Origin of the sequence: Enterobacter cloacae complex sp. ECC445, from assembly GCF_021892025.1 — a bacterium.
Lineage (GTDB): Bacteria > Pseudomonadota > Gammaproteobacteria > Enterobacterales > Enterobacteriaceae > Enterobacter > Enterobacter chengduensis.
The window spans coordinates 107676-119947 of record NZ_JAKLRZ010000022.1 but is presented as its reverse complement, the minus strand read 5'-3'; the positions used below and the strand labels follow the sequence as shown (position 1 = coordinate 119947).

General features: G+C 49.3%; 10 protein-coding genes and 1 pseudogene. 3 read left to right on the top strand and 8 right to left on the bottom strand.

Going from position 1 to position 12272, the window contains the following annotated elements:
* Positions 1 to 5: 5 nt before the first annotated feature.
* Positions 6 to 521: a protein disulfide oxidoreductase gene (locus L6R44_RS17300; protein WP_032641715.1), complete on the top strand. Its 516-nt coding sequence runs from the start codon at positions 6 to 8 to the stop codon at positions 519 to 521.
* 36 nt (positions 522 to 557) lie between these two features.
* On the opposite strand, the gene L6R44_RS17295 is transcribed toward L6R44_RS17300, so the two are convergent.
* From L6R44_RS17295 to L6R44_RS17285, 3 genes are all read right to left on the bottom strand, one after another.
* Positions 558 to 2024 carry a pyridoxal phosphate-dependent decarboxylase family protein gene (locus L6R44_RS17295; RefSeq protein WP_032641713.1) on the bottom strand — a complete coding sequence of 489 codons (1467 nt, stop codon included), beginning with the start codon at positions 2022 to 2024 and terminating at the stop codon, positions 558 to 560.
* A gap of 18 nt (positions 2025 to 2042) precedes the next feature.
* A complete protein-coding gene (locus L6R44_RS17290) occupies positions 2043 to 3419 on the bottom strand; it encodes a diaminobutyrate--2-oxoglutarate transaminase (protein WP_032641711.1) in 1377 nt (458 codons plus the stop codon).
* 333 nt (positions 3420 to 3752) lie between these two features.
* Positions 3753 to 4760 carry a LacI family DNA-binding transcriptional regulator gene (locus L6R44_RS17285; protein WP_237424913.1) on the bottom strand — a complete coding sequence of 336 codons (1008 nt, stop codon included), beginning with the start codon at positions 4758 to 4760 and terminating at the stop codon, positions 3753 to 3755.
* A 238-nt stretch (positions 4761 to 4998) separates the two neighbouring features.
* Here L6R44_RS17285 and L6R44_RS17280 point away from each other — a divergent pair, with 238 nt between their 5' ends.
* Together L6R44_RS17280 and L6R44_RS17275 are read left to right on the top strand one after the other, a co-directional pair.
* On the top strand, positions 4999 to 6240 hold the full coding sequence (locus tag L6R44_RS17280) for an MFS transporter (protein ID WP_237424912.1): 1242 nt from the start codon (positions 4999 to 5001) through the stop codon (positions 6238 to 6240).
* Positions 6241 to 6256: 16 nt separating this feature from the next.
* Complete coding sequence (locus L6R44_RS17275; protein WP_032641705.1) at positions 6257 to 7690, top strand: glycoside hydrolase family 32 protein; 1434 nt, start codon at positions 6257 to 6259, stop codon at positions 7688 to 7690.
* A 256-nt stretch (positions 7691 to 7946) separates the two neighbouring features.
* Here L6R44_RS17275 and L6R44_RS17270 read toward each other — a convergent pair whose 3' ends face one another.
* The 5 genes and pseudogenes from L6R44_RS17270 to L6R44_RS17250 form a co-directional block, all read right to left on the bottom strand.
* Positions 7947 to 8402, bottom strand: a complete 456-nt coding sequence (locus tag L6R44_RS17270) for a hypothetical protein (protein WP_237424911.1) — start codon at positions 8400 to 8402, stop codon at positions 7947 to 7949.
* Between the two features lie 308 nt (positions 8403 to 8710).
* Positions 8711 to 10321: a YadA C-terminal domain-containing protein gene (locus L6R44_RS17265; RefSeq protein ID WP_237424910.1), complete on the bottom strand. Its 1611-nt coding sequence runs from the start codon at positions 10319 to 10321 to the stop codon at positions 8711 to 8713.
* A 592-nt stretch (positions 10322 to 10913) separates the two neighbouring features.
* Positions 10914 to 11399: an Hcp family type VI secretion system effector gene (locus tag L6R44_RS17260; RefSeq protein ID WP_237424909.1), complete on the bottom strand. Its 486-nt coding sequence runs from the start codon at positions 11397 to 11399 to the stop codon at positions 10914 to 10916.
* An 18-nt stretch (positions 11400 to 11417) separates the two neighbouring features.
* Entirely contained in the window at positions 11418 to 11744 is a 327-nt protein-coding gene (locus tag L6R44_RS17255) for a DUF1493 family protein (RefSeq protein ID WP_032646524.1), read from the bottom strand.
* Positions 11738 to 12186, bottom strand: a pseudogene (locus L6R44_RS17250) (STM2901 family protein). The gene L6R44_RS17255 and the pseudogene L6R44_RS17250 overlap by 7 nt, the downstream one beginning before the upstream one ends.
* Positions 12187 to 12272 lie beyond the last annotated feature (86 nt).

The following is a 12272-nucleotide window of genomic DNA, read 5'->3' as shown; positions in this document are numbered from 1 at the left end:
TCGAAATGGATAACCGTAAAATCAGTCGATTGCGCCGCTGGGCGCGGGAAGGGATCATACTCGTTCTGCTGACGCTGGCCGTAATGTGGGGAGTTGATCGGTATAGAAAACCGACGCTCCCCGCCAGTTTTAGTGCAACACCCATGCACAGCATCGACGGCAATATTCACGATATCGCGGCGCTCAGTCAGGAGCGCCCTCTGCTGATTTACGTCTGGGCCACCTGGTGTAGCATCTGTCGTTATACGACACCGGCGGTGGATAAGCTGGCTAAAGAGGGCGGTAACGTCATCAGCATTGCCATGCGCTCCGGCGATGACGCTAAGCTGGCCCGTTGGGTCGAGAAGAAAAGCCTGAGCATGCCGGTGATAAACGATGAAAACGGTGCGCTATCGCAGCAGTGGCAGGTGAGCGTCACGCCAACGCTGGTGATTGTATCGAAGGGTAGTGTAGTCAGCACTACGACGGGCTGGACGAGTTACTGGGGATTAAAAGCGAGAATGTGGTGGGCTGGTCTGTAAAAATCACCCCTCTCCCGGCGGAAGAGGGGTGTTGTATTACTTAGCCAGCACTTCCTGCGCCGTACGCTCAACCAGAGACAGCAGGATTTTAATATCTTCCAGCGTTACGGTTGGGTTCAGCAGCGTCAGCTTCAGGCAGGTCACGCCGTTATGCTCGGTCACGCCGACGTTGGCGCGGCCGGATTCCAGCAGGGCATCACCAATTTTCTGGTTCAGCAGGGCGATGCCCGCATCGTCCATCTGCACCTGGCCACGGAAGCGGAACAGCACGCTTGCCAGCTGCGGCTGCATAACCAGTTCCAGAGCAGGCTGCTCTTTCACGTAGGCCGCAACCTGCTGTGCCAGCGTCACGCCGTGATCGATGATCGCCGCGTATTGCTCCTGACCCAGTGCTTCCAGGCTCATCCACAGCTTCAGCGCGTCAAAACGACGGGTGGTCTGCAGAGATTTGGACACCAGGTTAGGCACGCCCGCTTCTTCGTCGAACTCAGAGTTCAGGTAGGCCGCCTGATAGCGCATCAGCTCATAGTGGCGCGCTTCTTTCAGCAGGAACGCGCCGCAGCTGATGGTCTGGAAGAACTGCTTGTGGAAGTCCAGGGTGACGGAATCCACCAGCTCAATGCCGTCCAGATAGTGACGATACTGCTCGGACATCAGCAGCGCGCCGCCCCAGGCCGCATCAACGTGCACCCAGATGTTCTGCTTCGCGGCCAGTTCGGCGATTTCACGCAGCGGATCGATAGCACCCGCATCGGTGGTACCTGCCGTCGCGACGATAGCCAGAATCTGTTCACCGTTCGCATTGCACTGTTCAATTTTCGCCGCCAGATCGGTCAGATCCATGCGGGAGAATTCGTCCGTTTTCACCTGCACTACGGACTGGTAACCCAGCCCCATCAGCGCCATGTTTTTCTGCACGGAGAAGTGCGCGTTTTCGGAGCACAGCACGCGGATCTTACGCAGATCGCCCACCAGACCGTCCTGCTGAACGGAGTGACCCTGACGCGCGAAGAACGCATCACGGGCCAGCATCAGGCCCATCAGGTTGCTCTGAGTGCCGCCGCTGGTGAAAACACCTGCGTCGCCAGCCTGATAACCCACGCGGGTACGCAGCCATTCGATCAGTTTGATCTCAATAATGGTTGCGGACGGGCTTTGATCCCAGGAGTCCATACTCTGGTTAGTGGCGTTAATCAGCACTTCCGCCGCCTGGCTTACGACCAGGCTTGGGCAGTGCAGATGCGCCACACACTGCGGGTGATGAACCGACAAGCTGTCTTTCAGGAAGAACTCCACGGCGCGTTCAATCGCCGCTTCGTTACCCAGCCCTTTCGGGTTGAAATCAAGCTTAATACGGTCACGCAGTTCCGCGACCGTTTTGCCCTGGTACATCTCAGGCTGCTTCAGCCACTGCATCACAGCCTGAGTGCTTTGTTCAATCGCCTGCTGGTAAGCGTCAATGCTCTGCGCAGAGGAGAACAAAATTGGGTTTGAATCAGACATCGTAATCAATAACTCCGGTTACGCCGGGCGAACGCCCGCAGCAAGCAGCGCCTGCTCGAATTTATCCAGGAACACTTTCAGCTCATCGTCGGCGATCAGCAGTGAAGGCAGCAGGCGCAGCACGATACCGTTACGGCCACCACGTTCCAGAATCAGACCATTTTCGAAGCACTTCTTCTGGATCAGCGCAGACAGCTCGCCGTCTCCAGGGAAGCAGCCCATGTGGTCAGCGGCTTCGTGTGGCTTAACGATCTCAATACCGATCATCATGCCCAGACCGCGAACGTGGCCGATAACAGGATAGCGTTTCGCCATCTCTTTCAGCTGGCCCTTAAGCCATTCGCCCTGCACGGCCACTTTGCCTGCGATGTTCTGATCTTTCAGGATTTTCAGCGTCGTCAGACCGGTTGCCATCGCCAGCTGGTTGCCGCGGAAGGTACCGGTGTGGTGACCTGGCGCCCATGCGTCAAACTGCTTTTTGATACCCAGCACGGCCAGCGGCAGACCGCCACCGACGGCTTTAGACATCACGATGATGTCTGGCTCGATGCCCGCGTGTTCGAAGGCGAAGAATTTACCGGTACGGGCAAAGCCAGCCTGAACTTCGTCGAGGATCAGCAGAATGCCGTGTTCCTGAGTCACTTTACGGATGCGCTGCAGCCACTCGGCCGGAGCCGGGTTCACGCCGCCTTCGCCCTGAACGGCTTCGAGAATGACCGCTGCAGGTTTACGCACGCCGCTTTCAACGTCGTTAATCAGGTTATCGAAGTAGTAGGTCAGCGCCTTCACGCCCGCTTCACCACCGATACCCAGCGGGCAGCGGTACTCGTGCGGGTAAGGCATGAACTGCACTTCTGGCATCATACCGTCAACCGCTTCTTTCGGAGACAGGTTGCCGGTCACGGACAGTGCGCCGTGGGTCATACCGTGATAGCCACCAGAGAAGCTGATGATACCGCTACGGCCGGTCACTTTTTTCGCCAGCTTCAGCGCCGCTTCAACGGCATCTGCACCGGATGGACCGGTGAACTGCAGGCAGTACTCTTTGCCCTGACCAGGCAGCAGAGAGAGCAGGTATTCAGAAAACGCGTCTTTAAGAGGCGTTGTCAGATCCAGGGTATGTAACGGCAAGCCGCTGGTAATGACATTTTGGATGCTTTTCAGCACATCAGGATGGTTATGGCCAAGCGCAAGGGTCCCTGCACCTGCTAAACAGTCAAGGTATTCTTTATTATCTGCATCGGTGATCCACACGCCTTCTGCTTTAGTGATCGCTAAAGGCAGCTTGCGCGGATAACTCCTGACGTTAGATTCAAACTCGGCCTGACGGGCCAGATAGGTTTCGTTGCTTTTGTGGGCATCTACGGTGTCAATACGGACTTTATCCGTCATCATATCACTCCTACAACCGCCGCTTCGTTATGAGCAACGATTGAATAAAAAGTTAAAAAACAGATGGGGGCCTGAAAAAAACGCCGCCAATATAGAGCCTTTTGCCACGGGGCTCAATGGTTAATTTGTTTACTGTTTTGTGACACGGGGCTGTGGGGAGAAAATATCCCCATTTTTAAAATGAAAATTGCGTTTTATGCCAAATAAAAACAGCCTGTTACAGGCTGTTTGTCCGGCGTGTACAGTCGCAGAAAAGAGTGTGACAAAACGTGCCATCGAATGGCAAAAAAGGAGGTTGGCTGTCTCTATTTCTGCGTCATGTGCAAAAAGCGGTGCTCATGATGCATGCACAACGGAATCACGCATCAAAAAAGGACTTTCAACGCGCGTGGTGTTTTGATGCTCTTCACCGTTAATAATATGCAGGGCGCTCAGGCGACCAATTTCATAGTGTGGCAGTTGAACCGTCGTGAGAGGAGGCAGGAACAGCTCTCCAATACCCACCATATTGTCATAGCCGATTACCGCGACATCTTCCGGTATGCGAAGCCCTTGCGCCAGCAGCGTCTGATAGACCATAAACGCGATACGGTCGTTACCGCAGATAACGGAGTCGAACCGGGGAATGCCATTCTGCATGTGCGCCAGCAATACTGACGGAATGTCATGATAGTGTTCATCGCCGAGCGCCATATAGCTGTGCGCCAGGCTGTGCGGGTCGAGCCCCGCTTCACGGCATGCACGTTCCAGCCCCAGACGACGTCGGGTTGTGGCCAGATGCCCCTCAGGCAAATGCAGGCAGAGAGGGCGTCGATAACCCTCCGCGAGTAACGCCCGCACGGCGGTATACTGCCCCTGTTCATCATCGGGAATATAGCTGGCGACCTTTTCGCCGTCACTTTCGCAGTTGGCCAGCACGCAGGGAAGGGTGAGGAGTTTGGCCGGGAGAGGAACCTGACGTAACCCCATGGTGGTGTAGATAATTCCGTCAGGCCGATGAGAAAGGAGAAGGTCGACAATGGCGTCCGGGTTGTCATCGGTAAACATATTCATCACGAAGCTGTTCCAGCCGTGCATTCTGGCCGTCTCTTCAATCGACAGCGTGATCTCTACCGAGAAAGGCGTCGTCACCGTATCGAGCGCCAGTACGCCTATGGTTTTCGGCGAGGCATGCGCGCCGCGAATTTTCTTGGCGGACAGGTCTGGCACGTAGCTGGTCTGCTCGATAGCCAGTTGAACGCGCGCCAGCGTTTCCGGCTTAAGGCGTTCCGGGGTGTTCAGCGCACGTGAGACCGTCATCAGCGATACGTTAGCCAGCTTTGCGACGTCCTTCAGGGAAGCCATTTTTTTACTCCGTTAATGCTCTGTGTGAAAGGGTATACAACTAAGTCGCTGATGTAAAAGGAAGGCTGATGCACATGCCAGGTCAGGCTTACCTCCGTGATGAATGTTTGATCGCGATCTCATTCTCTTAATGTTAACGTTAACTTTCGTGATTAACATCTTAAATCTTCACCAAACAGCATGAGAAAGAAATTATGTTAACGTTACCATTGTGTCATTACTCCAACATGAGAATGTCATGATGAAAACGCATCACTCTCACAGCTACCCTTTATTAAGCGCACTACTCTTTTTCTTTTTTGTCACCTGGTCATCTTCCGGCTCGCTACTCTCCATCTGGCTTCATCAGGAGGTGGGCCTAAAAGCGGGGGATACCGGCGTTATCTATGCCGTGCTTTCCGTCTCCGCGCTTTTTGCTCAAATCTGCTATGGATTCATTCAGGACAAGCTCGGCCTGCGAAAAAACCTGCTCTGGTTTCTGACCAGCCTGCTCATTCTTTCCGGTCCGGCCTTCCTGCTGTTTGGTTATCTGCTGCAAATTAACGTGTTACTCGGCAGTATTTTCGGCGGGATTTATATCGGGCTGACGTTTAACGGCGGAATAGGGGTACTGGAGTCCTATACCGAGCGCGTGGCCCGCCAGAGCCAGTTCGAGTTCGGCAAGGCGAGGATGTGGGGATCGCTGGGCTGGGCGGCGGCAACCTTTTTTGCAGGGCTCCTGTTCAACATTAATCCGAAGCTGAACTTCGCGGTGGCGAGCTGCGCCGGGCTGGTGTTTTTTGTGTTGCTGGCGCGCCTCAGGGTCTCTTCCGCTCCGCACGCCATGCAGGAGGCGGTGTCCGGCGGTAAGGTCACGCTGGAGGATGCCTTGCGCCTGCTGACGCTGCCGCGCTTCTGGGCGCTGGTGTTTTTCGTTATCGGCACCTGTATTTATGGCGTTTATGACCAGCAGTTCCCTGTCTATTTCTCGTCCCAGTTCCCGACGTTACAGGAAGGGAACGCCATGTACGGCTATCTCAACTCCTTCCAGGTTTTCCTGGAGGCGGCGGGCATGTTTTGCGCCCCGTGGCTGGTGAATCGCCTCGGTGCGAAAAACGGCCTGATTTTCGCCGGAATGGTGATGGCGATGCGTATGGTGGCATCGGGTCTGGTTGAGGGGCCGGTATTGATCTCCGTTACCAAGCTATTGCACGCGGTTGAACTGCCGGTTTTGCTGGTCTCCATCTTTAAATACAACAGCTTGCATTTTGATAAGCGGCTCTCTTCCACCCTCTATCTGGTGGGCTTTGCCTGTACAAGCTCGGTGATTGCCTCGGTACTGTCGCCGCTGGCCGGCTACAGCTATGAGAAATACGGCTTTGCCCAGTCCTATCTCATCATGGGGTTGTTAGTTTTCAGCACCACGTTTATCTCCATCTTCCTGTTGCGCTCGGGGAAGTCCTCTTCTGACCCGCTCATGCCGCAACCTTCCACTATCTGATCGAAAGAGTAGAGAAATGACGTATTCCATTACAAAAGCAGAACAGGAACTGCAGTCCGGACGCGAAGGGCTTAACCTGCGCTGGTATCCGCGTTACCACCTCGCCGCGCGTGCCGGCTGGATGAACGATCCGAATGGCCTGGTCTGGTTTGACGGCTGGTATCACGCCTTTTATCAGCATCATCCTTATTCGACCCAGTGGGGGCCGATGCACTGGGGCCATGCGCGCAGCAAAGATTTAGTTCACTGGGAACACCTCCCGGTTGCGCTGGCACCGGAAGGACCAGACGACAAGGACGGCTGTTTTTCTGGCTCAGCGGTGGTGGATGGCGACACGCTGGCGCTGATCTACACCGGCCACAAATTCCACGGCGATCCCGGCGATGAGGCTAATCTCTACCAGGTTCAGTGCCTGGCAACCAGCCGTGACGGCATCCACTTTGTGCGGCACGGGACCGTCATTGACACACCGCCTGGACTGCATCACTTCCGCGATCCAAAAGTATGGCGTGAAGGGGAGTGGTGGTACATGGTCGTTGGCGCGCGAGAGGGTGATACGGGCCAGGTGCGTGCGTACCGGTCTGCCGATCTGCGTGAGTGGCAGGACTGGGGCGTGCTCGCGGTGGCTGAAAAAGAGATGGGCTACATGTGGGAATGTCCGGACTTTTTCACTCTCAACGGTAAACGCGTGCTGATGTTCTCTCCTCAGGGGCTGGCGGCGGACGGATTCAAAAACCGTAATCTTTTCCAGAGCGGGTATCTGGTAGGTGAATGGCAGCCCGGCCAGCCCTTTGTGCGTGAAGGTGAATTTGTAGAGATGGATTACGGGCATGATTTCTATGCGCCGCAAAGTTTCCTGACGCCGGATGGTCGACGCATCGTCATCGGCTGGCTGGACATGTGGGAATCACCACTGCCGGAACAGGAGGATGGCTGGGCAGGCATGCTCTCCTTACCTCGCGAGCTGACGCTGAGTGCGGATAATCATCTGCAAATGCATCCAGCCAGAGAAGTTGAAACCCTGCGCGGGGCGTGGTTCCCCTGGCCGATAAGTACGCTTAATAACCAGCAGATGACGCTGGTGGAACACTGCGATGCGATGGAGGTCACTCTGCAATGGGATTGCGCGAACAGCAGCGCGGAGCAATACGGCATTCGTCTCGGCGACGGGCTACGCATCTATGTTGATGCCCAGATGCAGCGCCTGGTGCTGGAGCGTCACTATCCGCAGTATGGCTTGTGCGGTACCCGAAGCGTCGCGCTTAACCTGAATGACATGCTGAACCTGCGCCTGTTCTTTGATAGCTCTTCCGTGGAAGTGTTTGTTAACGAGGGTGAGGCGTGCCTCAGCAGCCGTATTTATCCTGATGCAGACGGCCGCGAGCTGGCGTTGTTTGCCTGGGCGGGGAGAGCGTCGCTTATCCATGGTGGGGCCTGGCAGTTAGAATAAAAGGGCTTATGGCATTTCTGACCCTTTGCATGGAGTGAGACCGGCAAATAAAAAACCGCGACCGCAGTCGCCTGATTTATTTTAGCGAACCCTTCTTTTACTGCTTCATTTGCATCAATCATCATATAATCCTCAAGAATAATTGAAAAAAACGCCCATCTGTTAAGGGCGGCTTTAGCAATACACTAAAGACTGACAATCACGAATCTAATATACTTTGCTATTTAGTCCCTTTTAAGTCAGGGGGATATTATTTTTAAAGCTGCGAATTAACGACTTTTCCATTTTCAACAGTCAGCAAAAGCGTATAGCCTTGTTTCTTCCATACCCCATTATTAGGCTTCCAGCCATTAGCAAGAAGATATTCAGCACTATCAGAGATAGGCTTATTCATTACATGATCAGCTTCCTTAGTGATGTTATTCACTTTAGGTGCTTTTGTATTGCATTGCCCCGCAGCATCCATCACTTGTGTACAGCCTTTAGGTAAACCATGCGCAGATTGTGCTTTCTGTACTGGATAGAGCGCTTGCGCGTTTTCCATTGCTTGCTTTTCAGCTGAAGCGTTTATCGTTGCTTGCCTGTTTTGTTCTGCAATGTAACAAGCATCACGGCTAATACCTTGAGCTTCACAATCTGCCATGCGTTGAGCCTGTGAAGTACAACCCGCTAACGCAGAAACAGACAAAGCTACTATCATCAACTTGTTCATATGTCCTACACCGTTATTTAAATAAAGTGAATCGTTAAGCGTGTATCTATAAGAATAGCTTCTTTCATAATCTCACCCATTCAACATACATTAGCCCTATAAAGAAACCTGTGGCCACTAATGCTAATGCCACTATAGTGGAGAATAAAATATATTTTGTCATGTTCGCTATCATCAGAATAATCAAATTAAGCCAGTTAGCCATAAGTCATAGGGTGAGTTTGTAGTGATATCGTTGGTTAACTGGCTTGTTATTTAAAACTCTTAATAAAAGCCTCTAACGAAGAGGCGTGGGTTAAAAACTTTATTTAGAAACCGAAAGCTACACCAGCCCCGTAAGTAGCGCCGCCGAAGGAACCCGCACCAACAGAAGCTTTAGTTACGATGTGATCGGTAACACGAGCAGAGATTCCTATAGCAACAGCACCTTGAGAGTCATAACCGCCAGCACCAGCACCGATAGCGAAAGTCTGAGAGTCTGTTACCTGCGGGATGTTGCTCATAGCGGCCACAGAAGCAACACCAACAGCAGCACGTTTACGGTTGTTATCTACATCATCCTTAAGGTTCTGGAAGTTGTTATTACTTTCATTTTCTAACGCTGTAATACGTTCTTCATGGTTCTTCAGTTGTGCGCTGTGATTCTGAATAGTGGTTTCTTGTGCTTGTTGACGCGACTGAACGTTAGCGACAGCAGCTTTATTAGCAGCGGCTACTGTTTGTGCATCAACAGCTAAAGATTGCGCATAAGCGCTCGTATTGATTGCCTGAGTCGCTTTGTCAGAAGCATCTTGCAGGGCTTGATCTTGTCTATCCTGATCGGCTTTGAATGTATTTGAATCTACTTTAGTAGTAAGTGCGTTTGTGTTTGCATCAGCTTTAGCGTTTGCATTAATCGCAGAGGTTAAAGATGTGTTAGCCGTATTTGTAGCAGGAATTGTTGTAGCTACCGGAGTTTGGCTATCTACTACAGTGATTGTTAATTTCTGAACCCCGCCCTGAACCCCGATAGGATCATTACGGCTAATTATCTGTTGTACAGGAGCCTGAATAATAGCTTTTGGCGGTATAGTTGGAGTGTACATTAAGTTAGTTTGTACTGTTGGGATTTTGCTCGGAACATTGTAAGGCTGTGCAACTGGTATAGGTTGTTTGTTAGGAATCTGCTGAATAGGGAGACTTATTTTAGGTGGCACATTATAAGGTTGAATTGTTGGTTGTTTAACCGGAACGTTGTAAGCCATAGGGACAGGAATTTTATTAGGGGTGCTATTGGTCAACAAAGGAGGTACTTTGTTAGGTATGCTATGTGGTAATGGAGAAGGTACACCCTGATTAATAGGTGTAGGAATTTGTTGTTTAACTATAGGAATAGCAACAGGCGTAGCTACAGGAACCTTCTGAACCAAAGGAGGAGTTTTAATTACTGGCTTTGGTGGTTCAACAATCAAAGACTGCTTAGCTGGAGTAGTTATAATACTGTTAGCATTTGTAGTGTTAGCTGGTGCTGCAATCAAACCAGGCTCATTTAAAGTTGTTTTAGTATTAGTTACAGCAGTGTTACCAGAAACTACTACGGGTATATTAGCAGCTAAATTTACTTGTGCAGGTGTAGAAGGGGTTAACGTGCTCATAGATACAGGTGGAGTGATCCCTCCAATCTGTGTTACATAGATTAATTTACCTTGCGCCTGATCATAATAGCTATTGCTTACGAGTGTGTTATTAGCATCATTCAATGTGTTGCTTGCTATTACATTGTCACGAATCCACGGGGCATATTTTACAATGTCTGGATGTGAATTAAAGTAAGAGTTGGCAGCAGCAAGATCAGCACCAGTTAAAGAAGCTTCAGCTACACCAGTAGACACAACACTAAACATAAAAACAGCGATAGCTGATTTATTTAAAGACTTCATTTGAAAGCTCTCATCAATGCAAGAAAAAATTAAAGTAAGGGTGCTATCCGGGCAGGGAGATATAACCTCCTGTTATATCTGGATTAAACCTTGGTGCGTCTCAAAATTTAAGTTTGATAACTTATTTCGCAACGTGCAGTAACTATCTATGAATGTGTAATTTTGATTATTGATCTAGATCATGGATAGCATTTATCGCTAAACAGGTCTGCTGTAATATGAAAGGTATTATCTTAATAAATACAATTAGATAAGATTTATGACGTTCTGGATCTCAGAACATGAGAAAATTTCAATTCATAAGGTATGCTTAAGCATTTAACTATAAAATCATGCTAAATGTGTAAAACAGTTAATTCAAATTTATAGATTTTTCTACATTCTTTGCTTTTGAATCCTTTTTGTGTTTTGAATGAAAGTTGGTATTCAACTAAAGATTTTCTCTGTAGTTACTCACTAAAAATAAATGTGTTGAAAACTTATACGAAGTTGTATCTAGCTTGAATTGCTATATCTAAGTAAGAAGGTTGTTATACGAAATGGAGAGTTTAGAAGAGGGGGCATGATAGCCCCATATTTAGAGTGGGTTATGCTAAGCTTGTCTCTTTTCATTCCAGGCATCGGAATGCAAGATATTGCCATCTTTATAAAGGTGAGTGATCTTTTCATAAGCTAAAGACACATCTTCCATATGGCCTGTACCCGTAGCCGTTCGGGTATCATGCATCACAGGGCTAAAGCTAACTACTTTCACATTTTCTAGTGTAATGGTGTAGTAAATTTCCTCTTGCCCGCTGTTGTTGATACGATAGAAATTAAACTCAGCGCTTTTAAGAGTTTGCCCCGTTGCAACTGCTTTAAACAGATAGGGTGATGAACTATCAATCTCTTTAGTGAAATTGAATGAGCAATGTTGTCGGCTTCCTGTCACTTTACCTGTTAAATTGTCTGTAGGAATGATCACGCTATGCTGTAAGCTACGTAGTTCTATGCTTCCATCACGTCCATGAACGTCACAAGACCCCATGATCTGAGATCCACCATCATCTTTTAAAATCAAATGTACTGGTACAGCCATTTTTAACGCTCCTTGCTGTTAGTCGTATAACCATCTTCCTGCTTTAGCCGATTCTGCAAACATCCTTACAGTAAGAGGTTTTGAGATTTGCTTTACTGGTTTATCAGTAAACCATCTTCTAAAGAACCACGTTCTAAACCACGGATAATATTTCTGATAATTCATTGCTGACATGTCAACATTAAAAAATCTGTCGTATTTATTAATGCAATAAATTAAATCATCATCGTCTGCATAGTCTTGAAGAATATCATCAAGCTCTAACGGTATCAGCTTTCCTGTGAATGTACCTGACACAGGTAACTCTTTACGGAATAGCTCTAAAACTTCCTGATCTGTTACCATATGCGATCTTTCTCGTGTGCGATTGTGTTGTAGTCACGAACGGTTTTATAAACGATTTTACTAATGTCGCTCGCTACTATAGCCCAACCAACAACAGGTAATCCACGCCCCACAAAAGCGCCCAGGTTAGTAACATATTTAGGCTTAAGTGTTGTTATGCTCGCTTCTGTAAGAGTTGGAAGTCTTACAGGTAATTCAGTGTTAAGAAGTTGGCGAAGGTATTTTGATGCTATTGACGTACCCGCTGTGGTTCCGTAAGGTTTACCTCTTGTTTTTAATAATGGCAGCCCAGAATAATACAGCTTATTGAAATAACATCTTTAATTCCGCCAAATTGATCATTAACTCTATCCAGTAAAATCCCAAAAAATAACTCTCCTGCAGTGATATTGCATACGCCACGATAGAAATATGTTCCATTTAATTCTTCAACTGTATCCATCAGTAACCCTTTAGTTTCAGGTAACATGTTGATTAATCGTACTGCGTGCAAGTACAAAGGGGAAGCTGTTTTTATGAAAAAGCACT

Coding starts and splice junctions, on each gene's coding strand:
- L6R44_RS17260 (WP_237424909.1), bottom strand. CDS start 11,399: ATGGCTGTACCAGTACATTTGATTTTAAAAGATGATGGTGGATCTCAG.
- L6R44_RS17290 (WP_032641711.1), bottom strand. CDS start 3,419: ATGATGACGGATAAAGTCCGTATTGACACCGTAGATGCCCACAAAAGC.
- L6R44_RS17285 (WP_237424913.1), bottom strand. CDS start 4,760: ATGGCTTCCCTGAAGGACGTCGCAAAGCTGGCTAACGTATCGCTGATG.
- L6R44_RS17270 (WP_237424911.1), bottom strand. CDS start 8,402: ATGAACAAGTTGATGATAGTAGCTTTGTCTGTTTCTGCGTTAGCGGGT.
- L6R44_RS17255 (WP_032646524.1), bottom strand. CDS start 11,744: ATGGTAACAGATCAGGAAGTTTTAGAGCTATTCCGTAAAGAGTTACCT.
- L6R44_RS17280 (WP_237424912.1), top strand. CDS start 4,999: ATGATGAAAACGCATCACTCTCACAGCTACCCTTTATTAAGCGCACTA.
- L6R44_RS17265 (WP_237424910.1), bottom strand. CDS start 10,321: ATGAAGTCTTTAAATAAATCAGCTATCGCTGTTTTTATGTTTAGTGTT.
- L6R44_RS17275 (WP_032641705.1), top strand. CDS start 6,257: ATGACGTATTCCATTACAAAAGCAGAACAGGAACTGCAGTCCGGACGC.
- L6R44_RS17295 (WP_032641713.1), bottom strand. CDS start 2,024: ATGTCTGATTCAAACCCAATTTTGTTCTCCTCTGCGCAGAGCATTGAC.
- L6R44_RS17300 (WP_032641715.1), top strand. CDS start 6: ATGGATAACCGTAAAATCAGTCGATTGCGCCGCTGGGCGCGGGAAGGG.